The sequence below is a fragment of the Marinobacterium sp. NO-S09 genome (assembly GCF_059179545.1).
On sequence record NZ_CP168954.1, the window covers coordinates 408628 to 433630 of the forward strand.

Below are 25003 nucleotides of genomic sequence, written 5' to 3' on the forward strand. Positions count from 1 at the left end.
CCTTGTATCGTGCTGGCGGTTCAGGCGTCTGGAATCAGCAGCGCGGAATCGATGGCGCTCAGACGCGACTGGAACTCGGACTTGATTCGGTTAAGGGCAGCCTGGCTTTCGGCTTCAAAGCGCAATACCAGCATAGGCGTGGTATTGGAGGCGCGCATCAGGCCCCAGCCGTCGGCGTAATCGACACGGACACCGTCGATATGGCTGACATTGCCACCCGGGAACTCGGCCTGTTGCAGGGCTTCGACCAGGGTGAATTTGTTGTCTTCACGCACTTCGATGTTGATCTCGGGCGTGCTGATGTCTTCCGGATAGGCGGTGAAAATGGCATCGGCATCCTCACTGCGGGCCGACAGGATCTCCAGCAGGCGTGCGGCGCTGTAGAGGCCATCGTCAAAGCCGTACCAGCGCTCCTTGAAGAAGATGTGGCCACTCATTTCACCGGCCAGCAGGGCCCCGGAGGCTTTCATCTGGCGCTTGATCAGTGAATGTCCGGTCTTCCACATGGTGGCCTTGCCGCCGGCCTGTTCAATCACCTGCGGCAGCAGGCGGGAGCACTTCACGTCGAACAGAATCTCGGCGCCCGGGTTACGGCTCAGCACATCCTCGGCAAACAGCATCATCACGCGGTCGGGGTAGATGACATGGCCGCTGGGTGTGATCACGCCGACGCGGTCGCCATCGCCGTCAAAGGCCAGGCCCAGATCGGCCTGGTGCTCGGCTACAGCGGCTATGGCATCCTGCAGGTTTTTCAGCTTGCCCGGGTCCGGGTGGTGGTTGGGGAAGGTACCGTCCACCTCACAGAACAGGGGAATGACTTCGCAGCCCAGCTGCTCGATCAGGGCCGGTGCCAGGTTACCGGGAATGCCGTTACCGCAGTCGACCACGACCTTCATGCCGCGTTTCAGTGTTACGTCACCCAGAATCTGCTGCAGGTAAGCCTGTTCCACAGCGTGGGACTCTGACTGGCCCTGACCGTCAACATAGTCACTGGCCTCAATACGGTTGGCCAGTGCCTGAATCTGATCGCCGGACAGGGTTTCGCCGCCCAGCATCATCTTGAAACCGTTGTAGTCGGAGGGGTTGTGGCTGCCGGTAATCATGATGCCGGTCTGGTCGGCCTGCTGGTGGGCCGCGAAATAGAGTACCGGGGTGGGCACATAGTCGGTGTCCAGTACCTGGCAGCCGCTGTCGGTAAGGCCTTCAATCAGCAGATCTTTCAGGCGTGGGCTGGACAGGCGCCCATCGGCAGCCACCACCACCTGGGTGATGTTGCGTGCAGCGGCCTCGGCGGCAAAGGCACGACCGATATGGTACACGGTGGACTCGGTCAGCGACTGGCCGACAATGCCGCGAATATCGTAGGCACGAAAAATATCGCGGTCGAACTGGTCAAGCGGATAAGGCATGAGCAGGCTTTCCTGTAGTCTGTAAGTACTTACAATCAGTGACGGCCGGAGGAACCGAAGCCACCGGCTCCGCGCTCGGAATCACCAAATTCCTTCACGATTTCGAACTCGGCCTGGACCACGGGTACCAGCACCATCTGGGCAATGCGCTCACCCGGCTCGACAGTAAAGGTGGTCTGACCGCGGTTCCAGCAGGATACGAACAGCTGGCCCTGATAGTCGGAATCGATCAGACCCACCAGGTTGCCCAGTACGATACCGTGCTTATGGCCCAGGCCCGAGCGCGGCAGAATCATGGCGCACAGGCCCGGATCTTCGATATGGATCGCCAGACCCGTCGGGATCAATTCGGTCTGACCCGGCTCCAGTGTCAGTGCCTCATCGAGGCAGGCGCGCAGGTCGAGGCCGGCGGAGCCGTCTGTGGCGTAGGCGGGCAGCGGAATATCGCGGCCGATGCGGTCGTTCAGGATTTTGACTTGCAGTGCTTTCATTGCGTGCTCTGATGGTATTGCTGTGCGATCTGTTCAATCAGCTGGCGGGCCAGCTGACGCTTGGAAGTCTGGGGCAGGCTGATCTCTTGATCGGCGCTGACCAGCGTGACGGCGTTGTCATCGCTGTTAAACCCGATCTCCGGGTTGGAAACGTCGTTGGCGACGATCAGGTCCAGCTGCTTGCGCGCCAGTTTGCTGCGGGCATAGCCCACCACATCACGGGTCTCGGCGGCAAAGCCCACGGTGTAGGGGCGATGTTCCTGCAGGCCGGCGACGGTAGCGACAATGTCCGGGTTTTTAACCAGGCGCAGTTCCATGATCTCTTCGCTGCCCTTCTTGATCTTGTGCTCGGCAACGGAAACGGGGCGGTAGTCCGCGACGGCCGCGGCGGCGATAAACAGGTCGCACTGGTCAATACCGTCCAGACTGGCGGCCAGCATCTCCTCGGCGGTTTCCACCGGGGTGACGTCCACCCGCGCAGGGGCGGGAAGGTTCACCGGACCACTGATCAGGCGCACGCTGGCACCCGCATCGGCGGCGGCTTCCGCCAGGGCGTAGCCCATCTTGCCGGAGCTGTGGTTGGATATGTAGCGCACCGGGTCCAGCGGCTCACGGGTGGGGCCGGCGGTGATAAAGACGCGTTTGCCGGCCAGCGCACCATGCTGGAACTGCTCGGCGGTCAGCTCAGCCAGCTCGCCCGGCTCCAGCATGCGACCGGGGCCGGTATCACCACAGGCCTGGGCACCGACACCGGGGCCAAACAGCTTGATACCCTGGGAGGTGAGCTGGTGCACGTTGTCCTGAGTGCGCGGGTCGCGCCACATGGCCTGATTCATGGCGGGTGCCAGATAGATGGGCGCTTCAGTGGCCAGGCAGAGGGTCGTAAGAAGGTCGTCACCCATGCCGGCACAGAAGCGGGCCATGAAGTCGGCACTGGCAGGGGCGACCAGAATCATGTCGGCCCACTTGGCCAGCTCGATATGGCCCATGCCGGCTTCGGCTTCAGGGTCCAGCAGCTGCAGGTGCACCGGATGGCCGGACAGCGCCTGCAGTGTCAGCGGCGTGATGAACTCGGTGGCCGCCGGGGTCATCACGATACGAATATCGGCGCCGGCACCCTTCAACAGTCGGGTCAGCTCGGCACTCTTGTAGGCCGCGATTCCGCCGGTAATGCCGAGCAAAATGCGCCGGTTAGTAAGTCTATGCATACCCTGAGTATCCGGTTGTTTCTCATCTTGGGACAGGGCGCTAAGATACCACTTCGGCTGGCCAAAGCGTAGAGAGGTTCAGCCAACATACAGTCACTCACAGGGAGGTGAGACATGGCAATCAGGGATTGGCCGGCCGAGGAGCGGCCGCGGGAAAAACTGCTGGCGCGCGGTGCCCAGACACTGTCGGATGCGGAATTACTGGCCATTTTTCTGCGTACCGGGGTGCAGGGTTGCAGTGCCGTGGACCTGGCACGACAGCTGTTGGAGCACTTTGGCGGCTTGCGACCACTGCTGGAATCCAGCGAACAGGCTTTTTGTCTGGCACATGGGCTTGGGCCGGCCAAGTATGTCCAGCTGCAAGCGGTGCTGGAGATGTCGCGCCGGCACCTGGAAGCGCAACTGGTGCGGGAATCGGCGCTGGAAAGTCCTACACAAGTGCGACGCTACCTGACCAGCCGGCTGCGTCATGAGCCGCGCGAGGTGTTTGCCTGTCTGCTGCTGGATAACCGCCACCGGGTGATCCGTTTCGAAGCCCTTTTTTACGGCACCATCAATGCCGCCAGTGTGCATCCGCGCGAGGTGGTCAAACTGGCGCTGGCGCATAATGCTGCGGCCCTGATTCTGGCGCATAACCACCCTTCCGGGGTGACCGAGCCGTCTCAGGCAGACCGGCAGATTACCCAGCGCCTGGTCGATGCCTTGGGACTGGTGGATATACGGGTGCTGGACCACATCGTCATTGGCGATGGGGAGGCCGTGTCCTTTGCCGAGCGAGGCCTTATTTAAAAACTGGTGAAAAAAGCAACAATTTGCTGGCGCAGGTGTACGGGTGGCTGTATAATGCGCGGCCTTCTGTCCCTTAATGGTACGGTATTTTGTCCAGAGTACGTTTTTGGATTGGACGCTCCGCCTGAGGCTACGCCGGTTGCGTAGCCAATAAACATCGGACAGAGGTAACTTAACCCTGTAAAAAAGGTTTTTCACAATGTCTCGAGTTTGCATGGTAACGGGCAAAGGCCCGGTAACCGGTAACAACGTTTCCCACTCAAAGCGTAGAACGCGTCGTCGTTTCCTGCCGAACCTGCACTGGCACCGTTTCTGGGTAGAAAGCGAAAACCGTTTCGTACGTCTGCGTGTTTCCTCCAAGGGCATGCGTATCATCGACAAGAAGGGTATTGATGTGGTTCTGACCGAACTGCGTGCCCGTGGCGAGAAAGTCTGAGGAGATTGAATCATGGCAGCTAAGAGCGCTCGCGAGAAGATCCGTCTGGTATCCTCTGCTGGTACTGGTCACTTCTACACCACTGACAAAAACAAGCGTAACACTCCGGATAAGTTCGAATTCAAGAAATACGACCCGGTTGTTCGCAAGCACGTGATCTACAAGGAAGCCAAGATCAAGTAATTGATTCTGGACTGGAGATCCCGGAACCCCGCAATGCCTCGTGCACTGCGGGGTTTTTTTATGTCTGCGCGCTGTTAGGATAACGGTCATTACACTCCTGTGAGGCCCAAGACCATGTCACTGCCCCCCGGCGTTATTCGTTTTGTCCCGCTGATCTTTGTACTGCTCTGGAGTACCGGTTTTATCGGTGCCCGCTTTGGCCTGCCTTATATAGAACCCTTTTATCTGTTGCTGATTCGTACCCTGATTACCCTGGGCGTGTTTCTGGGGCTGATTCTGATCTTTAGAGCCACGTGGCCCGCACCACGACAGGCCATGCATCAGATGGTGACGGGGGCACTGGTGCATGGCTGCTATCTGGGCGGTGTCTTTGCCGCCATCAAATGGCAGCTGCCGGCCGGTGTGACCTCGATACTGGTGGGGCTGCAGCCGGTGCTGACCGCGGTGCTGGCCTGGGGCGTAATGGGCCAGGCGCTGCAGGGGCGCCAGTGGCTGGGGCTACTGCTGGGGCTGTTGGGCGTTATTCTGGTGCTGGGTACAGGGCTGCAGCCCGGGCAGTTTGAGCTTCGCCCTGAAGCCGTAATATCGGCCTGTATTGCCCTGTTTGGCATCTCCATCGGAACCCTGTATCAAAAGCGCTTTGGCGCGGGCACGGATCTGCTGACCGGGTCTTTCTATCAATACCTGTCCACCGGCCTGATGATGGCAGTGTTGACGCTGGCTTTTGAGCAGCATCAGATCATCTGGCACCCCGAGCTGATCGGTGCGCTGGCCTGGCTGGTGTTTGGTCTGTCGGTTACGGCCATTCTGCTGCTGATGCTGATGATTCGGGAAGGGGAAGTGGCACGGGTTGCCAGCTACTTCTACCTGGTGCCGCCGGTAACCGCGCTGGAGGCCTGGCTGCTGTTTGACGAACAGCTGTCGCCGCTGGCGGTGGGCGGTATGGTACTGGCCGTCGCCGGAGTGTACCTGGTGCTGCGTGTGCGGACGCCGAGCGCGAAGTGAAGCTGATATACTGCGCTGAACGACACCCGAGGAGAATACATGCCCGAGTTGCCTGAAGTGGAAACGACCCGCCGCGGAATTGCCCCTCATGTGGAGCATAAACGCATTACCGAGTTGCAGGTTCGCCAGCCGCGCCTGCGCTGGCCGGTACCCGAGCAGCTGGGGCAGTGGATTCAGGGTGATCAGGTACAGTCGGTGGAGCGCCGGGCCAAATACCTGTTGCTGCGCTTTGCCCGTGGTACTCTGATTCTGCATCTGGGCATGTCCGGCAGTTTACGGATCCAGCCAGCCGGCAGCCCGGCGGGCAAGCATGACCATGTGGATTTCATTCTGGAGAGCGGCCAGTTGCTCAGGCTGACCGATCCACGCCGTTTTGGTGCCGTGCTCTGGCAGGAAAACGGTACCTTGCATCCGTTACTGGCGTCGCTGGGGCCGGAGCCGCTGGATGATGCCTTTGATGCCGAGTACCTGCAGGCCTGTTGCAAGGGGCGCAAGACGGCCATCAAGTCGCTGATCATGAATGCCGAGGTAGTCGTGGGGGTTGGTAATATTTATGCCAACGAAGCCCTGTACCGTGCCGGCATCGATCCGCGCCGTGCGGCCGGGCGTATTGCCGCAGCTCGATTGGCGTCTCTGGTGGATGCGATCAAGGTGGTACTGGCGCAGGCGATCGAGCAGGGTGGCACCACACTAAAGGATTTTGTTGGCGGGGACGGCAAGCCCGGCTACTTCAAGCAGGAGCTGGCGGTTTATGGCCGGGCAGGTGAGCCCTGTCTGAGTTGTGGCGAGCCCCTGAGTGAAGTAAAACTGGGCCAACGCAGTACGGTATTCTGCCGTCAGTGTCAGCGCTAGGCGCATAAACGACCGGGGTGATCATGAACTGCAAGACCGATTTGGATACCGACCAGCACCGCCGTGTGCTGAGAGAGAAGCTGGGCATCAGTCACCTGCTGGCGCAGCGCCAGTGCGCCGAAATTGGCGATGTGTCGCTGCATACCGAATATTATTTCCATGCCGATGATGCCCCGTTACTGGTGTTTGTGCCGGGAATAGGGACGTATTCCGAACTCTACGCGGATCTGCTCAGCCGCTTCTCGAAGCTGGGCTTCAATGTGGTGGGGCTGGATCTGCGTGGTCATGGTTACTCCGGCGGCGCCCGTGGGCTCTACACGGTGGAGCAGTCTGTCAGTGATATCCAGACAGTCATGGATCATTACCAGGTGTCACCGGAGCAGCCGGTCTATCTGTATGGCTACTCCATAGGCGCACTGCTGGCGGTTGCGGCAGCGGAGGCCGATGCGCGTATTCAGGCGGTGGTCTGTGGCACCTTGCTGGTGCCGGCGCTGGCGCCGGATATGGTGCACCAGCTGGGTTGGTCCTGGATCTGGGGCAGTGCTCTGTTGATGCCAGGGGTAGCACTGCCCATGCAGAACTTTATCGACTACGAGCAGCTGCTGGCCGGTCATCCGGCCGGTGAAGAGATCAACGCCGACCCTCGGGTCGTGTTTGATTATCCGTTGGGGACGCTATCCAGCCTGTTTACCTGTCACCTGGGGTCGCTGACTCGGCGCTATCCGTTTCGGGGCTTGATTGTGCATGGTGATCGGGATGAGGTGCTGCCGCTGAGTTATTCCCAGCGCGTGCAGGCGACGCTGACCCAACCGTTCGAGCTGGAAGCGGTGCCCGGTGAAGGGCATATGCTGCCCTGGGACCGACCAGGCCTGCTGGCGCATCTGATCGCCGACTGGCTGCATGCCGGGGCTGTCACCAAAGCTTAAAGGCGCAGTAACCGGCCTGTCACCCGCCAGCGGTCACAATGCCATCCTGTAGAATAATGACAGGGTGACTGCCATGAACCGTCTGCAGAAGCTAAACGCCTTTGATGCCCGCGCCTTTTACTGGTTTAACGGGTATGGTCGTTCAATACCGGTCATGACCAGCAGTCGCTGGATCTCACGGCTGGGTGATGGCAGCCTGTACCTCCTGTTGGGAGTCGCGCTGGCACTCTGGGAGCCCGAAGACGGGCTGGCCTTTCTGCAGGCAGGTCTGACGGCGTATGCGCTGGAGTTGCCGCTGTATCTGTTGCTGAAAAATACCATCCGGCGCGACCGCCCCTGTCACCTCGATGATGGCTTCAAGGCTGCTATCGAACCCTCCGATAAATTCAGTTTTCCCTCGGGTCACGCTGCGGCAGCATTCGTGTTCGCCACCCTGTTGGCCGAGTTCTACCCTTCATTGGCGGCGCTGGGTTTTGTCATGGCGGTGCTGGTCGGTGGCTCACGCGTGATGCTGGGCGTGCACTATCCGACCGATATCCTGGCGGGTGCCTTGCTGGGCATGAGCACGGCCTTGCTGGGCATCGGCTTGTGGGAGGCCTTTTGATGCGAATTCTGTATGGCGTACAAGCTACGGGTAACGGCCATATCACGCGGGCGCGCGTGCTGCTGCCGGCATTGCAGGCGGCGGGTGCCGAGGTGGATATGCTGTTCAGTGGTCGTGATCAGGCACGCCTGTTCAATATGGAACCCTTCGGTGACTATGCTCACCGTGAAGGGCTGACGTTCGTGACAGATGCGGGCCGTGTCCAGCGCTGGCAGACGTTGACCCATAACCGTCCGCTGCAGCTGGTGAAGGATATTCGGGCGCTGGATCTCAATGGCTATGACCTGGTGCTGACCGACTTTGAACCGGTGACGGCCTGGGCGGCACGTCGCAGTGGTGTGCCTTCGGTTGGCATTGCGCATCAGTATGCCTTCCTGCACCGCATACCCGGCACTGGCTTCATGCCCTGGCTCAAGCCCTGCATACGCTTTTTTGCGCCGGCCGACGAGATGATCGGTCTGCACTGGCATGCCTTCAATGCGCCCATACTGCCACCGATGATCGAGCCGGTGCAGGGTACGCTCAGTGAGGACGAAACCAAGGTGCTGGTGTATCTGCCGTTTGAAGCCCAGGAAGAAATCATCTACTGGCTGTCCGGTTTCTCCGATTTCCGCTTCCGCGTCTATGCCGGTGTTGATCAGCCGCGCCGGATCGGCAATATCGAGCTGTGCCCCTTCAGCCGTGAAGGCTTCCAGCAGGATCTGTACAGCTGTCGTGGTGTGATTGCCAATGCCGGCTTTGGTCTTTGCAGTGAGGCCATTCAGGCGGGTAAAAGTCTGCTGGTGAAGCCCTTGCGAGGGCAGATTGAGCAGATCTCCAATGCGGCCGTACTGGAGCAGATGGGGCTGGTCTGGGTGATGCCGCGGTTCGGTCAGGAACCGATTGAGCGTTGGCTGGAGCTGCCTTCAGGCGCCCCCATGCCCTGGCCGGATGTGGCCGGTACTCTGGCCCGCTGGATTACGACGGGGCGCCAGGTGCCGCTGGATAATCTTGCCCGTGAGCTTTGGCATCCTCGCCCTGATCTGAGAGTGTCACCTGCCTGAGTGTCAGGTTAATCTTCAGCAACGAGAATCAGGCATTTGAGCCCATATCGGGTTTCAAAGGCTAGTGTGTGTTTGATAGCAGGTGAAACGGGAGGCAGGTGTTTACGTAACGCCAAACGAAGAAAGAAGGTGGGGGCCAAATACCAGGGACGGATAGGAAATGTGGGGGCCGGAGCGAAAGGAGTGCAAAGATCCATCAAAGCACTCCTTCCTCTGGCTTCCTATCCGTGCGGTTAAACAGCATCCTGCCGGTGGAATCCTTTCGTCCTGTACCGCTACTGGGCCTTCCTTGTATTCGTTCCCTGAACAGGAGATCCACACTGGTTATTATGCGGATCAGGAAAAATCTGGATATAGGAATTTTTCCTAATTTGATCTCAGGCCAGGCTGATTACCTCATCAACCAGCTTGTTGATGCCGGATGCCGCTTCTGAAATAGAGCCAGCCAGCATATACGCCGGCGTTGTAACGACTTTCTGTTCCTTGTCGATAACAATTTCTTCAACGCTGCACAGCTGGTGTTTGCCGCCCATGGCTTCAATCGCACCGGCAACCCCTTCGTCACTGCCGACGGTACACTGGATGCCGGTACCCAGCAGCTTCGGTGTCATGGCGGGGGCGATGCAGATCAGCCCTACCGGTTTGCCGGCCTCGTGAATGGCGCGAGCAAAGCGGACCAGGTCTTCATTCAGTGAACAATCGGGGCCATTGACGGCAAAGTCACTCAGGTTCTTGGCGGCGCCAAAACCGCCCGGGATGATCAACGCATCGAAGTCGCCGGCAACGGCATCGGCCAGATCCTTCACCTCGCCACGGGCCAGGCGTGCGGCCTCCACCAGCACATTACGGGTTTCGCCTTCAGCGACTTCACCCGTCAGGTGGTTGATCACATGCATCTGCTCGACATTGGGGGCAAAGCACTGATATTGGACGCCATGGTGTTCCAGGCGCAAAAAGGTCAGGACGGACTCGTAGATCTCGGAACCATCGAAAACGCCGCTGCCGGACAGGATCACTGCAATCTTTTTCATGCTGGTATGACTCCTTGATAGGTGGGTCTGCAAAGTGAGTCGGAACGTCTTGATACGTGCCATGTCGAAGAGGCTCAAGAGTACGTTAAGATGTAAGGCATTACCAAATGCGTTGCGGCGCGAACAGGCCCTCTGTCATCTCGCTGTCATCTTTTTGTCGTCAAATGCACCCAGCTATAAGGAAAGAACCGTGGCGTTTACCAATAGTCAGCGTTATTACCCGGAAACCCGCATGCGTCGTATGCGTGCGGATGACTTTTCCCGTCGTCTGATGCGTGAGAACACGCTTAGCACCGACGACCTCATCTATCCGGTGTTTGTGCTGGAGGGTGAGGGGCAGGTGGAAGATGTCCCCTCCATGCCGGGCGTCCGCCGTTACAGCATCGATCTGCTGGTTGAAAAGGCGCGCGAGTGGCATGCTCTGGGCATTCCGGCGCTGGCGCTGTTTCCGGTAACACCACCCAGTGCCAAAAGCGAGCTGGCAGAAGAAGCCTATAACCCTCAGGGGCTGGTACAGCGCACGGTACGCGCTCTGAAAGCGGCACTGCCGGATCTGGGCATCATGACTGATGTGGCGCTGGACCCCTTCACCACCCACGGTCAGGACGGCATCATCGATGAAGATGGCTATGTACTGAACGATCGTACCGTCGATACCCTGGTCAAACAGGCCCTGTCCCACGCCGAGGCCGGCGCCGACATTGTGGCGCCCAGTGACATGATGGATGGCCGCATTGGTGTCATTCGTGAAGAGCTGGAAAGCCATGGCCTGGTGAACACCCGCATCATGGCGTATTCCGCCAAATACGCCAGCGCCTACTATGGTCCTTTCCGCGATGCGGTGGGCTCTGCCGGTAACCTGGGAAAGAGCAACAAGAACAGCTATCAGATGGACCCGGCCAACTCCGATGAAGCCCTGCACGAAGTCGCTCTGGATCTGGCTGAAGGGGCCGACATGGTGATGGTCAAGCCGGGCATGCCGTATCTGGATATCGTCCGTCGCGTCAAAACCGAACTCAAGGCACCTACCTTTGCCTACCAGGTCAGCGGTGAATACGCCATGCACATGGCCGCCTTCCAGAACGGCTGGCTGGATGAAGAGTCCGTCATTATGGAGAGCCTGCTGAGCTTCAAGCGCGCCGGTGCCGACGGTATCCTGACCTACTTTGCAGTCAGGGCGGCCGAAATACTCAATCGCTAATACCCCAGAGCAGATGGACGTCAGCCTGGAACTAGGAGGTCAAGATGAACGACAGCGTACAGGTACTTGAGGAAGAGCAGCTGGCGCCGCCAGAGCAGCAGGAAGCCACCGCCGCGCTGGTGGAAAGCCGTGAAATTCTGCCCACGGTCGACCCGATCGAGGAAGTGCCGGTCGACCTCAAGGCCCCCGAGCTGTACATCAACCGGGAGCTGAGCCATCTGCAGTTTAACGTGCGTGTGCTGGAGCAGGCGCTGGATGAAAGCTATCCGCTGCTGGAGCGTCTGATGTTCCTGCTGATCTTCTCCAGCAACCTTGATGAGTTCTTCGAAATCCGGGTGGCAGAGCAGCTGCGTCAGCTCAAGTACGGACGTGAGGCGGTGGGGCCGGATGCCATGCACCCGCAGAAGGTGCTCGATCGCATCAGTGAGATCTGCGCCATCAACGTTGATCGTCAGTACAAGATCCTCAACGACATCATGTTCCCGGCGCTGGAAGCGGAGAATATCCGTTTCCTGCGCCGCGCCAACTGGACCGAGGCGCAGCGAGCCTGGGTACAGGAATACTTTGAAGACCAGGTGCTGCCGGTGATCAGCCCGATTGGTCTGGACCCATCGCATCCGTTCCCGCGCCTGGTGAACAAGAGCCTCAACTTCATCGTTGAGCTGGATGGCAAAGATGCCTTTGGTCGTGAAACCGGTATGGCCATCATCCCGGCACCCCGCTCGCTGCCGCGTCTTATCAGACTGCCGGATGAACTCTGCGAGGGCGGTGATAACCTTATTTTCCTGTCCTCCATCATCCACGAATTTGCCGAGGAGCTGTTCCCGGGCATGAAGGTGGACGGCTGCTTCCAGTTCCGTATCACCCGTAATGCCGACCTCAGCTTCGACTTCGAAGAGATCGAAGACCTGGCCCGCGCGCTGCGCGGTGAGCTGCATTCACGCAAGTTTGGTGACGCCGTTCGTCTGGAAGTGGACAGTCGTACACCCTCGGAACTGATCCAGTTCCTGCAGGATGAATTCAAGCTGGCAGACAGTCACGTCTACCGCGTTAACGGCCCGGTCAACCTGACCCGCTTGATGGCGGTGCGAGACCTGGTGGAGCGCCCCGAGCTGCGCTGGAAGCCGTTCTCACCCGGCATGCCTAACAAGCTCAAGAACAATGAAGATATCTTTGCCGTGCTGCGCAAGAACGATCAGCTGCTGCAGCATCCGTTCCAGTCGTTTACCCCGGTGGTGGATCTGTTGCGTCAGGCGGCCAAGGACCCTCAGGTGGTGGCGATCAAGCAGACGCTGTACCGCACCGGTGTTAAGTCCGATATTGTCAATGCGCTGGTAGAAGCGGCCCGAAACGGCAAGGAAGTGACCGTGGTCATCGAGCTGCGTGCCCGTTTTGATGAAGAGAGTAACCTGCAGCTGGCCTCCCGACTGCAGGAAGCCGGCTGCCTGGTGGTGTACGGCGTGGTGGGCTACAAGACCCACGCCAAGATGATGCTGGTCGTACGTCGCGAAGGGCCGGATCTGGTGCGCTACAGCCACCTGGGTACCGGTAACTATCATTCTGGCACCGCGCGCCTCTACACCGACTACAGCTACATGACCGCCGACGATGAAGTGGGCGAGGATGTACACAAGATCTTCCAGCAGCTGACTGGCATGGGCAAGATCCAGAAGCTGCAGAAACTCTACAACGCGCCGTTTACCCTGCACGCCAAGATGCTGGAGCTGATCCAGAACGAAATCCGCAACGTCAAGGCGGGCAAGAAAGGGCATATCATCATCAAGGTCAACGGTTTGACCGAGCCCAAGCTGATCCGCGCCCTATATGAAGCCTCTCAGGCGGGTGTGCAGATTGATCTGGTGATTCGTGGCATGTGCCGTCTGCGTCCGGGGCTGGAAGGTGTATCGGATAATATCCGGGTGCGTTCCATCATTGGTCGCTTCCTTGAGCACACCCGCATCTACTGGTTTGCCAACGATGGCGGCAAGCCGGTGGTGATCGGTTCCAGTGCCGACTGGATGGAGCGCAACATGCTCAACCGTGTCGAGACCGGCTTCGAGCTGTTCGGCAAGCACGCCGAGCGCATTCGCAACGAGCTGGAATACTACCTGCGCGACAACGTACAGGCCTGGGAACTGCATTCTGACGGCAGTTACAGCCTGGTGCAGCCCCAGGAAGGCGAGGAGCGTTTCAGCGCCCAGCAGATGCTGCTGGACGATCTGGCCGTGTCCTGATCAGCGTTGCAGCAGTGCCCTGTAGCCGCTCTGGTAATCCGGGTACTGAAAGCGATAACCGCTGGCGCGCAGTCGGCGGTTACTGCAACGTTTGCTGCCCCCGCGGCGGACCTGTTCGCGCCGGGCAATGGTCACGCCCAGCTGCTCCGCCATCCACTCCATCACTTCATGAATCGGTGTCGGTGCATCGTCACTGGCCAGATAGACCGGTTTGAGCGCATGCCCATCCTGATGCAGCCGCAACAGGTGGCGTAATACCCCCACACAATCATCCCGATGGATCCGGTTGCTGTAATGCAGCGGTTCGGCGGGCGCGGCAATACCCTCCAGAACCCGACGCTGAAGGTGGTCGCGGCCCGGGCCGTAGATGCCACTAAAGCGCACAATAGTGGCGGGAATACCCGAATGCAGCGCCAACTGTTCGCTCTCCAGCAGACAGCGACCGCTGTCCGTGGTCGGGTCGGTGGCGGACTGCTCATCTACCCAGTCGTGTTCGTGCTGGTGGTAGATACCGGTGCTGCCGGTGACGAACAGGTGCCGTGGCGGTGACGGCAGGGCGGCCAGCAGGTTGCGCAGTCCGTCCACATAGGTCTGTCGATACACGCCGGGTTCACGGCTTTTGGCCGCTGCGGTGAAGAACAGGTAATCGCATTCGGGCAAATTGGCCAGGCTGGCAGGGTCAGCCATATCGGCCGCAATGCCGTGGATGCCGTCCGGAAGCTGGTTTATAGTACGGCGAAGCCCGAACACCTGCGCCCCCTCGGCCGCCAGTTTCAGCCCGAGCCGGGTCCCGATATCGCCACAGCCGGCGATGAGCACGCGTTGTTCCTGCATAATGACCCCTAAGATACGATTTGTTTCATCCTAACAGAGGTACGTCCTGATGACGCTGACGGAGCTGCGATACATTGTCACCCTGGCGCGGGAGCAGCATTTCGGCCACGCCGCCGAGCGCTGTTATGTCAGCCAGCCGACGCTGTCGATCGCCGTCAAGAAGCTGGAGGAAGAGCTGGGCGTTGCCCTGTTTGAGCGCAGCAAGAATGCTGTTCGCGTGACGCCGGTGGGTGAGAAGGTCGTGCGCCAGGCCCAGACGGTACTGGAGCAGGCCGAGGCCGTGAAAGAGCTGGCCCGCGAAGGCAAGGATCAGCTGGCCAGTCCGCTGCGTATCGGTGCCATCTACACCATCGGACCCTATCTGTTTCCCCAGCTGATTCCGCAGATCCAGCGCCTGGCGCCGGACATGCCGCTCTACATTGAAGAAAACTTCACCGATAACCTTCGCACCAAGATCCGCAATGGCGAGCTGGACGCGATCATTATTGCGCTGCCCTTCCATGAAGCTGATGTGCTGACCCGCCCGCTGTATGACGAGCCCTTCATGATGGCGATCCCCAAGGGGCATGAGCTGGCACAGCAGGACGAAATCGATTCGCGGCAGATGAATGAAATTCGCATGCTGTTGCTGGGCGAGGGCCACTGCTTCCGCGATCAGGTTCTGGAGGCCTGTCCCACCCTGAACCAGTCTTTCCATGATCAGCACACGGTCACCGAGGGCAGCTCGCTGGAAACCATTCGCATGATGGTCGCGTCCGGGCTGGGTACCAGCGTGTTGCCTCTGTCGGCGATTCAGAACCACCCGGCAACGGATCTGGTCGAGATTCGCCCGTTCAAGCAGCCACAGCCCATGCGCACCGTGGCGGTGGCCTGGCGTGCCAGCTTCCCGCGCCCCAAGGCGATTGATGTGCTGGTGGAAGCCATTCAACACTGCCAGGTAAAGGCCGAGAGTGATGTCAGCTCCTGAAGCAGGGGTTCCGGTTACCGAACTGAAAGGGGTCGGAACGGCCCTGGCTCTGAAGCTTGAGCGCCTGGGCATTCATACGGTGCAGGATTTGCTGCTGCACCTGCCGTTGCGCTATCAGGACCGCACCCGCGTCGTGCCGATCGGCAGCCTGAGGCCTGGCGACGAGGTGATGATCGAAGCCAGCGTACGCGCCGCCGATATCCTGCAGGGGCGCCGTCGCAGTCTTATGTGCCGGGTACAGGATGGCAGTGGCACCCTGAGCCTGAGATTCTTTCATTTTCGGGCGGCACAGAAAAACAGCTTCCAGCCCGGCGCCCGTTTGCTCTGCTTTGGTGAGGCGCGTCCAGGCCCGGGTGGTCTGGAGATGGTGCATCCCGAATACAAGCTGCTGAAGGGCGAAGAACCGGCCGTCATGTCCGAGGAGCTGACGCCGGTATACCCGCTCACCGAGGGCCTGACCCAGGGGCGTATTCGCAGCCTCATAACCTTGGCGCTGGAATGGATGAAGACAGAAGGCTTCCAGGATCTGCTGCCAAAAACATTGCTTGAACAATGGTCAATGCCAGGCCTGCCGGATTCGCTGCTGTATCTGCATCACCCCCCGGTCGATGTGGATCAGGCATTGCTACTGGAAGGTAAGCACCCGGCCCAGCGACGTCTGGCGATGGAGGAGCTTCTGGCGCATCACCTGTCACTGCAGAAAGCACGTCAGCGTGTACAGCAGCAGGGCGCACCGGCACTGAAAGCCAGTGGCGAGTTCAGTCGGCCGTTTCTACAGCAACTGCCCTTTGAACTGACGGCGGCCCAGCTGCGCGTGGCGCGGGAGGTAGCCAGAGACCTGCAGCAACCGCTGCCCATGCTGCGTCTGGTGCAGGGGGATGTGGGCTCGGGCAAGACGGTGGTGGCCGCGCTGGCGGCCTTGCAGGCGGTCGAGAATGGGCTGCAGGCGGCAGTCATGGCGCCGACCGAAATCCTCGCTGAACAGCACCATATCAACTTCACTCAATGGCTGGAGCCGCTGGGCATCAAGGTGGCCTGGCTGGCCGGCAAGGTGAAAGGCAAGGCCCGAGAGGCACAGCTTGAAGCAATACGTACAGGTGAGGCCCCTGTGGTGGTGGGCACCCACGCCCTGTTCCAGGATGAAGTGGTGTTTGCCGATCTGGGCGTTGTGGTCATCGATGAACAGCATCGTTTCGGCGTGCATCAGCGCTTGAGCCTGAAAGAGAAGGGGCGTAATGGTGAACGCAGCCCGCATCAGCTGATTATGACGGCGACACCCATTCCGCGCACCCTGACCATGAGTGCCTATGCGGATCTGGATTGTTCCATCATCGATGAACTGCCGCCGGGGCGAACCCCGGTGCAGACTGTGGTGATTGCCGACTCGCGACGTGACCAGGTGGTAGAACGTGTGCGTCAGGCCTGCGCCGAAGGGCGACAGGCGTATTGGGTGTGTACCCTGATTGAAGAATCGGAAGCCCTGCAGTGCGAGGCGGCTGAAGTGACCGCCGAGCGACTCAAGGAACTGTTGCCCCAGTTGCGTATCGGGCTGGTCCACGGGCGCATGAAGCCCGCCGAAAAGGCGGACATTATGGCGCGTTTCAAGGCCGCCGAGCTGGATCTGCTGGTGGCGACTACGGTGATTGAGGTGGGCGTTGATGTGCCCAATGCCAGCCTGATGATCATCGAAAACCCCGAGCGGTTGGGGCTGGCGCAATTGCATCAGCTGCGCGGGCGTGTGGGGCGTGGCAGTGTCGAAAGCTACTGTGTCCTCATGTACCATGCGCCGCTGTCAAAGCAGGGGCGAGAACGCCTGGGCGTCATGCGTGAAACCACCGATGGTTTTCGCATCGCCGAAAAGGACCTTGAGCTGCGCGGCCCGGGTGAAGTACTGGGCACGCGTCAGACCGGCATGATGCAGTTTCGCATTGCCGACCTGCAACGGGACGCAGACCTGCTGCCACGCATCCATCAGGTGGCGGCAGATCTGGGAACTCAATCGGCTCTGAACGAAGCCCTGATCCGGCGCTGGCTGGGAACTGGAGATGTATATGCACAGGTTTGATACCCGCCGGCAGGTGCCGACACCGCAACAGCTGGAACTGATCGAGCAGCAGATAGGCCGTGAGCCCCGCGGTATTGAAGCGGTGGCCTGCGCCACCGATACGGGGCTGCCTCTGGTGCTTCAGATGCGTACCCTGGTGGCTGACCAGCCGTTTCCGACTTTGTACTGGCTGAGCGGGCGAGACTTGTGCCGTGCTATCGGCCGGATTGAAGACTCGGGTTGGGTCAAACAGATTGAGCAGGCGCTGCAGGAAGATGATGAACTGCGCGCCACCTACCTGGCACAGCAGCAGCGTTACGTGGACAAGCGCTGGCAGCTGATGCGCGACGAAGACCGCCAGCGTATTGAGCAGCTGGGTTTCAGCGAACTGTTTGATCGTTACGGGATTGGCGGGATTGCGCAATGGGACAAGGTGCGGTGCCTGCACATGCAGTATGCCCACTGGCTGGCCGATGGCGACAATGTCATTGGTGAGCGGTTGGAACAGGAGTTCGGCCTGAGTAAGCAGACATACCGGCTGTAAACGAAAAACGGCGACCCGAGGGTCGCCGTTTTACTACCTGCTGAAGGGCAATCAGCTGCCGGTCAGCTTGTGGTACTTGTCCATCAGCATGTCTTCACTTTCGACATGATCCGGATCTTTCGGGATACAGTCGACCGGGCAAACCTCAACACACTGAGGTGTGTCATAGTGACCGACACACTCGGTGCACTTGCCAGGATCGATCTCATAGATCTCGTCTCCCGGGGAGATCGCCTCGTTAGGGCATTCCGGTTCACATACATCACAGTTGATGCATTCATCAGTAATCATCAATGCCATGACTGGCTACCTCACTCAATCTGACAGGTTCTTTATTGCTGGCTCAGGTGCTGCTCAAGCGCACGGGACACGGCAGGATGAACGAACTGGCTGACATCTCCGCCCAGCGATGCAATCTCCCGAATCAAAGTCGAAGAGATGAACGACAGGTGCTCGGCAGGTGTCAGAAACAGACTTTCTGCCTGAGGTGCCAGTTTGCGGTTCATATTGGCCAGCTGAAACTCGAATTCAAAGTCCGAAACAGCTCTCAGTCCGCGCAGGATAATGTTGGCTTCCTGATCACGCACCAGATTGGCCAGCAGGCAATCAAAGCCGATAACCTCGACGTTTGGCAGATGGTCGAGGGCTGCCTTGGCCAGATCAACCCGCTGCTCCAGTGGCAGCATGGGCTTCTTCTTGGGGCTGGCAGCAACGGCGACCACGACGTGATCGAACAGACGCGCCGCGCGCCCTACCAGATCGGAATGGCCGTTGGTGATCGGATCAAACGTACCGGGGTAGATTGCCGTGTTCATAGCGGTTCAGCTGACCTTGTAATGGCGAATGGGCAACACTGTTGAGCGGGATGTTAGCCCAATTGGCACAGGGGCACAAATAGATTAGAGGAATGATAAGTATCAAAATGGTTATTAATAAATTATTTTTTATCCACAAAGGTTATATTGAATAACTATAAATATGACACTTGTATGAAGCTTGTCTTACAGCCCTTGCCAGCTTGATATGGTGGCTCTAGGGTCTATCTTCTTTTTATACCTTGGACAATGTAAATAAGGACATCACCATGGCGCGACGGACCCGAGAGGAGGCCGAACAAACACGACAAACCCTGCTGGCAACGGCATTAAGGCTGTTCAGTGAGCAGGGCATTACCGCGACCACCCTGAAGCAGATAGCAGCGGAAGCCGGGGTAACCCATGGTGCCCTCTACTGGCACTTCAAAAATCGCGCGGACCTGCTGGAGCAGATCCATCTTGAATATATGCTGCCCTTTGAAGCCCAGTATCTGGAACAACGCCAGGCCGTGCAGCAGGATGCACTGGCCGCACTGGAGCTTTATTTTCTGGGCGTTCTGGAGGCATTTCGGCGGGATGTTCAGGCACAGCAACTGTATCGCGTCTTCTATATGCAGGCGCAGCCGTTGAGTGAACTGGCGCCGTTGCAGGAGCGCCTGATGGCCAATCGGGAATTGTGGCTGGAGCAGCAGAAGTTCTTTATCAAGCAGGCGCGCAAGCAAAAGCAGGTGCGCAAGAAGACAGTGCCCGCAGAATTGGCGCAGTCGCTGCAGATATTGCTGGATGGGCTATTGGTGCACTGGCTGAATACGCCCGAAACTGACCTGGTCAACGAGGGCAAGCGGCTGCTGGCACTAGTCCAGCAGGGGCTGCCGCAGAAATAGCCGATAGGCCACCTGGCCGGCTTTCTTTTCCCGGTGTAACTGCCAGTTCTCCGGGATACCTTCCAACGGCAACTCCGCTTCGGTTTCGATATAGATCATGGCCTGTGACTGCAGCAGCTGGCGTTGCTCCAGCAGTGTGCAAATAGGCGCAACCATCCCCTTGCGGAACGGCGGGTCGATAAAGACCAGATCATAGCGTGCCTCTTCTCCCGTTTTGCGCTGCTCCAGCCAGTCCAGTGCCGCGGCTGTCACACATTCCGCATTCTGTGCCTTGAGCACATTCAGGTTGCTGCGCAGCTGCCGGGCGACTTCTGGTGCGCGGTCCACAAAGGTGACACTGGCTGCGCCACGTGACAATGCTTCCAGCCCCAGTGCGCCACTGCCGGTAAACAGGTCCAGACACTGGGCGCCGGGAACATCCGTCTGCAGCCAGTTAAACAGGGTTTCGCGCACCCGGTCCGGCGTTGGGCGCAGGCCCTCAATGGCGGGGAAGTCCAGTTTGCGGCCGCGCCATTGGCCCCCGATGATGCGAAGACTGGTGCGGGAAAGCTCAGGGCCATTCTGCGGACGGCGGGCGCGTTGGTTGTTATTGCGACGGGGCATGAGGGTCCTCGGTGACCGGGAGAAAATTCAGCCGACGATAAGTATCAGAGCCTGCCAAACGCTGCAAGTGTTGCTGAATATCGCTGCGTTGCAACTGCTCCAGTTGCGAAACCAGCCTGTCGGGTGTTTCGGCCGGCAACCTGTGGCGGGCCAGTAACAGCAACCAGGTACTGGTGTCTGCAGTCAGTCGCGCCTCCCAGTATTCAGCCAGTTGCTGGCGCAGTTGATCATAGCGGTCCTGGTCGGGGCAGCTGAGTAACTGTTCCGGCTTCAGCGCCGTCTGTTGCAACAGCAGGTCGAGGTCGGCGAAACCGTGCCAGGCTCGCCAGCGCAGGCGGAAGTTACCCTGACTTATTAATGACAGTTGTTCCTGTACACAGGCCAGAGCCAGCTGAGTACGTGCCAGACCCTCCAGGTCAGCTGGCGCAGACCAACGCCAGTGATGCAGTACGCCCTGGCCTGCAGGGTCCGCGCTGGGCAGCGGTGTGGCAGTCACTGTAGTTGCCGGTCCGGTTTTGGCATCCGGTACGGCAGGCGCGGTGAGCGGCAGGAACTCGGGTGTTTGCAGGGTCATCAGCAGTCGCTCGGATGTTACCCACTCATCCAGCAGCGAGGCAGGGGTCACCTGCCATGGGCGCGGGAACGTCCCTGGCTGAAGGGCAGCCAAAGCTGCCTCATCGGGGGTATGCAGGTTCAGATAGCGAGTGGCCAGGCTGGTGTTGACCCGCTGTGTCCAGTCCATATCGACAGGGGCGGTCAGGTGCTGAAGCAGGGTGCGCAGTTGTCCATCATCAGGGGGAGCGGATGTCTGTATCAGCAGTTGCCACTCCGTATCGCTGTTACTGCTGATAATCTGCCACTGCTGTTGCTGAAGCCATTGTTGTGCCTCGGGAGTACTCAGGCGCTGCTTCATAACATCGGGTAAAAGCCTGTTTACCAGCCAACGTTCTGCCGTGTCGGGCGCCGGTAATGGCAGCAGCAGCTGCAGTTGATAGTCCTCACGAGACTGGCGCATCTGGTACAGGCGACGGTCTTCACTGATTTGCAGGTCCTGACCGCCAGGCAGGGGGCCCAGCAGTGACAGTAGCAGGATCACCCCGGGCAGCAGGATGATGAGGAGCCAAAGCTGACGTCGATTGAGAAAGGGTCGGGACATTTTCCGGGTCCTGGATTGGGGGCTGCCGGGTTGGTCATGGGGGGCTCTGTGCTAAGATAGCCGCCCATTGGGTTTCAACTCGCAGGCCTGTCAGAACAGGCCCTCTACCGCGGATATTACAGACTATGGACGCGCTCTACACCTGGATGACTGAGCAGGGCCTTGATCCTGCCATCTTGCCCTATCTGGCCGGTGCTCTGGCCATCGTATTTTTGTTGATTGTAGTACGCGTAATGCGTCGCCCCTCGGCAGCGGACGAACTGCCGCAGTCTGAGCAGAAACCGACCGTTGCTGCCGAGCCTGAAGCGAAACAGACTGCGGAAGTAGAAGAGGCTGCACGCCAAGCGGCTGCTGAAGCCGAGCAACAGGCGCGTGAAGAAGCCGAGCGCAAGGCCGCCGAGGAAGAAGCAGCCCGTCAGGCAGCAGAGGCGGCAGAGCAGCAGGCCCGTGAAGAGGCCGAGCGCAAGGCAGCCGATGAAGAAGCAGCCCGTCAGGCGGCGGAAGCGGCTGAGCAGCAGGCCCGTGAAGAGGCCGAGCGTAAGTCGGCTGAAGAAGAAGCGGCGCGTCAGGCGGCGGAAGCGGCTGAGCAGCAGGCCCGTGAAGAAGCCGAGCGTAAGGTGGCCGAGGAAGAGGCAGCCCGTCAGGCAGCAGAAGCGGCAGAGCAGCAGGCCCGTGAAGAGGCCGAGCGCAAGGCGGCTGAACAAGAGGCAGCGCGTCAGGCAGCAGAAGCGGCTGAGCAGCAGGTCCGCGAAGAAGCCGAGCGTAAGGTGGCCGAGGAAGAGGCAGCGCGTCAGGCAGCAGAAGCAGCCGAACAGCAGGCCCGTGAAGAGGCCGAGCGTAAAGCAGCTGAAGAAGAGGCAGCCCGTCAGGCGGCAGAAGCGGCAGAGCAGCAGGCCCGTGAAGAGGCCGAGCGTAAAGCGGCTGAAGAAGCGGCGCGTCAGGCAGCAGAAGCAGCCGAGCAGCAGGCTCGCGAAGAAGCCGAGCGTAAAGCAGCTGAGGAAGAAGCAGCCCGTCAGGCCGAAGAAGCGGCAGCCGAAAACCCTGAAGAGAAAAAAGCCGGTTTCTTTGCTCGCATTAAAAATGGCTTGAGCCGAACCAAGGCCAATCTCACCGAGCAGCTGGGAGACCTCTTCCTCGGTGCCAAGGAGATCGATGATGATCTGCTGGAAGAGATTGAAACCACCCTGCTGATGGCCGATATCGGTGTCGAAGCCACGACCGAAATCATCAACCGCCTCACCGACCGTGTTGAGCGTAATCAGCTGAAAGATGCGGATGCGCTGAAAGAAGCACTGAAGGAAGAGTTGGGCGATCTGCTGGGTGGTGTTGAGCACCCGCTGCGGTTGCCCGAGAAAAAGCCGGCCGTGATTCTGATGGTAGGTGTCAACGGCGTGGGTAAAACCACCACCATCGGCAAGCTGGCCAAACGTTTCCAGGGCGAAGGCAAATCGGTGATGCTGGCGGCTGGTGATACCTTCCGTGCCGCTGCGGTTGAGCAGCTGCAGGTGTGGGGCGAGCGTAACAACGTGCCGGTGGTGGCTCAGCACACAGGGGCTGATTCAGCCTCCGTTATCTTTGATGCCCTGCAATCGGCTCAGTCCCGTGGCGTGGATGTGCTGATTGCCGATACGGCCGGTCGTCTGCAGAACAAGGACAATCTGATGCAGGAGCTGGAAAAGGTTGTCCGCGTGATGAAGAAACTGGACCCGGATGCCCCGCACGAAGTGATGCTGGTGCTGGATGCGGGCACCGGCCAGAATGCGATCAGTCAGGCCAAACAGTTCAAGGATTCCGTCGGCGTGACCGGCATTACCCTGACCAAGCTGGACGGCACTGCCAAGGGTGGCATTATCTTCGCCATCGCCAAACAGTTCGGTCTGCCGATCCGCTTTATCGGTGTGGGTGAGCAGGTGGATGATCTGCGTCCGTTCGAAGCGGATGAGTTTGTCCAGGCACTGTTCGAAGACTGATTTAAGGAGCCGGTATGGCCGCGATTCGCTTCAGCAACGTGTTCAAGCGCTACAGCAGTGGTCAGGATGCCCTGCTGGGTGTCAACTTTGAGCTGGCGTCCGGGGAGATGAGTTTTCTCACCGGGCACTCAGGGGCGGGCAAAAGCACCCTGATGAAGCTGATCATGTTGATGGAGCGGCCCAGCCGCGGCCAGGTCTGGGTGGGGCAGCAGGATCTGTCTCGGCTGCATCGCTCCCAGATTCCGCTGCTGCGGCGCCAGGTGGGGGTGGTGTTCCAGAACCACCAGCTGCTGTTTGATCGCACCGTGTTCGACAACGTGGCGCTGCCACTGCAGATCAGCGGCTATGATCCGGCCGATGCTGCCCGCCGTGTGCGCGCTGCGCTGGATAAGGTAGGCCTGCTGGATCGGGAAAAACACAACCCGATCATGCTTTCCACCGGTGAGCAGCAGCGTGTGGGCATTGCCCGTGCCATCGTGCACAAGCCGCGATTGCTGCTGGCGGATGAGCCCACCGGAAACCTGGACCCGGAACTGTCTGAAGATATCATGCGCCTGTTTGAGCAGTTCAATCAGATTGGCACCACCGTGTTGATTGCCAGCCATGACCATTCGTTGATTAACCGTATGCACCACCGCGTGCTGACGCTCAGAAACGGACGCCTGATAGCTGATGACTAATAAACGTAGCGCTCCTGACAATACGCCAAAACGCGGTGCCCGGCAGCACCGTGTCGAATCTGCCGACCGTCGTCGCAGCTGGCGCCGGCACCATGTCAGCGTAGCCAAAGGCGCCCTGTTGCGGCTGCGGCAAACGCCGGTGGCCTCGTTCATGACGCTGGCGGTACTGGCGATTGCCCTGGCACTGCCCGGCTTCCTGCTGGCTGCGCTGGGTAACCTGCAGGCACTGACTTCGGGCTGGGATACCCAGCCGCGCATCGCACTGTATATGCAGACCGAACTCAGTGATGCCGCCATCGACCGTTTCAGCCGCGAGCTGCTGCTGCGTGACGACCTCAGTGGCGTGGAGCTGATCAGTCGGCAAAAGGGACTGGAGGAGTTTCGCGAGTACTCCGCGTTCGCCGATCTGCTGGAGCAGTTGGATGCCAACCCGCTGCCGGCGGTCATCATGGTGACGCCCCTGTCAGATAATCCGGTGCAGTTGCCGCTGCTGAAAGAGGAGCTGGCGGCCATGTCGCAGGTTTCCGATGCTGTGCTGGATATGGAGTGGGTGCAGCGTCTGGATGCGGTGCTGGCACTGGCGCAGCGTGGCAGCTATGTGCTGGGTGGTCTGCTGGCACTGGCGGTGTTGCTGGTGGTCGGCAACACGGTGCGCATGACGATTGAAAGCCGGCGCGATGAGATCCTGGTCAGCAAGCTGGTGGGAGCTACCGACGCCTGGGTGCGCCGTCCCTTCCTCTATAGTGGTTTCTGGTTTGGCTTGCTGGGCGGTGTTCTGGCCTGGCTGCTGGTGCAGGTGGCGCTGTCACTGCTGAGTGATCCGGCCCAGGCGCTTGCAGAGCTCTACCTGAACCGTTTCCAGCTGCAGGGGCTGGGACTGGAAGGTTCGCTGTTGATGCTGGGGGCATCGGTCCTGCTTGGACTGGCAGGGTCCTGGCTGGCGGTGGCACGTCATCTGCGCGAAATCGAACCGGGCGAAGTGTAAAATAACCGCAACCCTTGCCCTATACACTGAATCGCGTTAAATTTTTCAGTCCTTTGCGCGTACGCCGACGCTAAAAGCGGAACTTTAGCCGCCAGTTAGCGTCACAAGC

Annotated in this window: 26 protein-coding genes; 17 read left to right on the forward strand and 9 right to left on the reverse strand. The window is 59.5% G+C overall.

Annotated elements, in window-relative coordinates; all coding sequences use genetic code 11:
- Positions 1–20 precede the first annotated feature (20 nt).
- From O3C79_RS02055 to coaBC, 3 genes are read right to left on the reverse strand one after another with little or no spacing between them, the layout of a single operon-like run.
- Positions 21–1409, reverse strand: a complete 1389-nt coding sequence (locus tag O3C79_RS02055; protein WP_494384611.1) for a phosphomannomutase/phosphoglucomutase — start codon at positions 1407–1409, stop codon at positions 21–23.
- A 35-nt stretch (positions 1410–1444) separates the two neighbouring features.
- Positions 1445–1900, reverse strand: coding sequence for a dUTP diphosphatase (dut, locus tag O3C79_RS02060; RefSeq protein WP_494384612.1), 456 nt, complete (start codon positions 1898–1900; stop codon positions 1445–1447).
- The gene (gene coaBC / locus O3C79_RS02065) at positions 1897–3108 is read right to left on the reverse strand and encodes a bifunctional phosphopantothenoylcysteine decarboxylase/phosphopantothenate--cysteine ligase CoaBC (RefSeq protein WP_494384613.1); all 1212 of its coding nucleotides are present in this window, start codon (positions 3106–3108) and stop codon (positions 1897–1899) included. Before coaBC ends, dut begins: the two co-directional genes overlap by 4 nt.
- 114 nt (positions 3109–3222) lie before the next feature.
- Between coaBC and radC the strand changes: the two genes are divergently transcribed.
- The 8 genes from radC to O3C79_RS02105 all read left to right on the forward strand — a co-directional run bounded on the left by radC (position 3223) and on the right by O3C79_RS02105 (position 8946).
- Complete coding sequence (radC, locus tag O3C79_RS02070; RefSeq protein ID WP_494384614.1) at positions 3223–3897, forward strand: RadC family protein; 675 nt, start codon at positions 3223–3225, stop codon at positions 3895–3897.
- A gap of 199 nt (positions 3898–4096) precedes the next feature.
- Positions 4097–4333 (forward strand): 50S ribosomal protein L28, encoded by a 237-nt coding sequence (gene rpmB, locus O3C79_RS02075; protein WP_010325037.1) that lies wholly within the window; start codon positions 4097–4099, stop codon positions 4331–4333.
- Between the two features lie 12 nt (positions 4334–4345).
- The gene (gene rpmG, locus O3C79_RS02080) at positions 4346–4516 is read left to right on the forward strand and encodes a 50S ribosomal protein L33 (protein ID WP_010325036.1); all 171 of its coding nucleotides are present in this window, start codon (positions 4346–4348) and stop codon (positions 4514–4516) included.
- A gap of 114 nt (positions 4517–4630) precedes the next feature.
- A complete protein-coding gene (locus O3C79_RS02085; protein WP_494384615.1) occupies positions 4631–5521 on the forward strand; it encodes a DMT family transporter in 891 nt (296 codons plus the stop codon).
- A 39-nt stretch (positions 5522–5560) separates the two neighbouring features.
- Positions 5561–6373: a bifunctional DNA-formamidopyrimidine glycosylase/DNA-(apurinic or apyrimidinic site) lyase gene (mutM, locus tag O3C79_RS02090; protein ID WP_494384616.1), complete on the forward strand. Its 813-nt coding sequence runs from the start codon at positions 5561–5563 to the stop codon at positions 6371–6373.
- A gap of 23 nt (positions 6374–6396) precedes the next feature.
- Positions 6397–7299, forward strand: coding sequence for an alpha/beta fold hydrolase (locus O3C79_RS02095; RefSeq protein ID WP_494384617.1), 903 nt, complete (start codon positions 6397–6399; stop codon positions 7297–7299).
- Between the two features lie 73 nt (positions 7300–7372).
- Positions 7373–7903 (forward strand): phosphatase PAP2 family protein, encoded by a 531-nt coding sequence (locus O3C79_RS02100; protein WP_494384618.1) that lies wholly within the window; start codon positions 7373–7375, stop codon positions 7901–7903.
- Positions 7903–8946 (forward strand): MJ1255/VC2487 family glycosyltransferase, encoded by a 1044-nt coding sequence (locus O3C79_RS02105; protein WP_494384619.1) that lies wholly within the window; start codon positions 7903–7905, stop codon positions 8944–8946. Before O3C79_RS02100 ends, O3C79_RS02105 begins: the two co-directional genes overlap by 1 nt.
- Before the next feature lie 377 nt (positions 8947–9323).
- Here the strand turns inward: O3C79_RS02105 and elbB are convergent, their stop codons facing one another.
- Positions 9324–9977, reverse strand: coding sequence for an isoprenoid biosynthesis glyoxalase ElbB (gene elbB, locus O3C79_RS02110; protein WP_494384620.1), 654 nt, complete (start codon positions 9975–9977; stop codon positions 9324–9326).
- 190 nt (positions 9978–10167) lie between these two features.
- On the opposite strand from elbB, the gene hemB reads away from it, so the two are divergent.
- Together hemB and ppk1 are read left to right on the forward strand one after the other, a co-directional pair.
- Positions 10168–11178, forward strand: coding sequence for a porphobilinogen synthase (gene hemB / locus O3C79_RS02115; protein WP_010325029.1), 1011 nt, complete (start codon positions 10168–10170; stop codon positions 11176–11178).
- 44 nt (positions 11179–11222) lie between these two features.
- Complete coding sequence (gene ppk1, locus O3C79_RS02120; protein WP_494384621.1) at positions 11223–13412, forward strand: polyphosphate kinase 1; 2190 nt, start codon at positions 11223–11225, stop codon at positions 13410–13412.
- Here ppk1 and O3C79_RS02125 read toward each other — a convergent pair whose 3' ends face one another.
- On the reverse strand, positions 13413–14246 hold the full coding sequence (locus tag O3C79_RS02125) for an SDR family oxidoreductase (protein ID WP_494384622.1): 834 nt from the start codon (positions 14244–14246) through the stop codon (positions 13413–13415). It lies immediately after the preceding gene.
- 49 nt (positions 14247–14295) lie between these two features.
- Here O3C79_RS02125 and O3C79_RS02130 point away from each other — a divergent pair, with 49 nt between their 5' ends.
- Genes O3C79_RS02130 through O3C79_RS02140 form a run of 3 tightly spaced genes read left to right on the forward strand, consistent with a single transcriptional unit; the run spans position 14296 to position 17801 of the window.
- Positions 14296–15213, forward strand: coding sequence for a hydrogen peroxide-inducible genes activator (locus O3C79_RS02130; protein ID WP_010325026.1), 918 nt, complete (start codon positions 14296–14298; stop codon positions 15211–15213).
- Positions 15200–17278: an ATP-dependent DNA helicase RecG gene (gene recG / locus O3C79_RS02135; RefSeq protein ID WP_494384623.1), complete on the forward strand. Its 2079-nt coding sequence runs from the start codon at positions 15200–15202 to the stop codon at positions 17276–17278. The genes O3C79_RS02130 and recG overlap by 14 nt, the downstream gene beginning before the upstream one ends.
- The gene (locus tag O3C79_RS02140; protein ID WP_494384624.1) at positions 17265–17801 is read left to right on the forward strand and encodes a DUF501 domain-containing protein; all 537 of its coding nucleotides are present in this window, start codon (positions 17265–17267) and stop codon (positions 17799–17801) included. Before recG ends, O3C79_RS02140 begins: the two co-directional genes overlap by 14 nt.
- Positions 17802–17852: 51 nt before the next feature.
- On the opposite strand, the gene O3C79_RS02145 is transcribed toward O3C79_RS02140, so the two are convergent.
- Positions 17853–18101: a YfhL family 4Fe-4S dicluster ferredoxin gene (locus O3C79_RS02145; RefSeq protein ID WP_010325023.1), complete on the reverse strand. Its 249-nt coding sequence runs from the start codon at positions 18099–18101 to the stop codon at positions 17853–17855.
- A 32-nt stretch (positions 18102–18133) separates the two neighbouring features.
- The gene (coaD, locus tag O3C79_RS02150) at positions 18134–18616 is read right to left on the reverse strand and encodes a pantetheine-phosphate adenylyltransferase (RefSeq protein WP_010325022.1); all 483 of its coding nucleotides are present in this window, start codon (positions 18614–18616) and stop codon (positions 18134–18136) included.
- Between the two features lie 269 nt (positions 18617–18885).
- Between coaD and O3C79_RS02155 the strand changes: the two genes are divergently transcribed.
- Positions 18886–19500: a TetR family transcriptional regulator gene (locus O3C79_RS02155; RefSeq protein ID WP_494384625.1), complete on the forward strand. Its 615-nt coding sequence runs from the start codon at positions 18886–18888 to the stop codon at positions 19498–19500.
- Here the strand turns inward: O3C79_RS02155 and rsmD are convergent.
- Together rsmD and O3C79_RS02165 are read right to left on the reverse strand one after the other, a co-directional pair.
- Entirely contained in the window at positions 19471–20103 is a 633-nt protein-coding gene (gene rsmD, locus O3C79_RS02160) for a 16S rRNA (guanine(966)-N(2))-methyltransferase RsmD (RefSeq protein WP_010325020.1), read from the reverse strand. The genes O3C79_RS02155 and rsmD overlap by 30 nt on opposite strands.
- A complete protein-coding gene (locus tag O3C79_RS02165) occupies positions 20087–21259 on the reverse strand; it encodes a hypothetical protein (protein ID WP_494384626.1) in 1173 nt (390 codons plus the stop codon). The genes rsmD and O3C79_RS02165 overlap by 17 nt, the downstream gene beginning before the upstream one ends.
- A 767-nt stretch (positions 21260–22026) precedes the next feature.
- On the opposite strand from O3C79_RS02165, the gene ftsY reads away from it, so the two are divergent.
- From ftsY to ftsX, 3 genes are read left to right on the forward strand one after another with little or no spacing between them, the layout of a single operon-like run.
- Positions 22027–23229 carry a signal recognition particle-docking protein FtsY gene (gene ftsY / locus O3C79_RS02170; protein WP_494385770.1) on the forward strand — a complete coding sequence of 401 codons (1203 nt, stop codon included), beginning with the start codon at positions 22027–22029 and terminating at the stop codon, positions 23227–23229.
- Positions 23230–23243: 14 nt separating this feature from the next.
- Positions 23244–23909, forward strand: a complete 666-nt coding sequence (ftsE, locus tag O3C79_RS02175) for a cell division ATP-binding protein FtsE (RefSeq protein WP_010324585.1) — start codon at positions 23244–23246, stop codon at positions 23907–23909.
- Positions 23902–24894 carry a permease-like cell division protein FtsX gene (gene ftsX, locus O3C79_RS02180; protein ID WP_010324584.1) on the forward strand — a complete coding sequence of 331 codons (993 nt, stop codon included), beginning with the start codon at positions 23902–23904 and terminating at the stop codon, positions 24892–24894. Before ftsE ends, ftsX begins: the two co-directional genes overlap by 8 nt.
- The last annotated feature ends 109 nt before the right edge of the window (positions 24895–25003 follow it).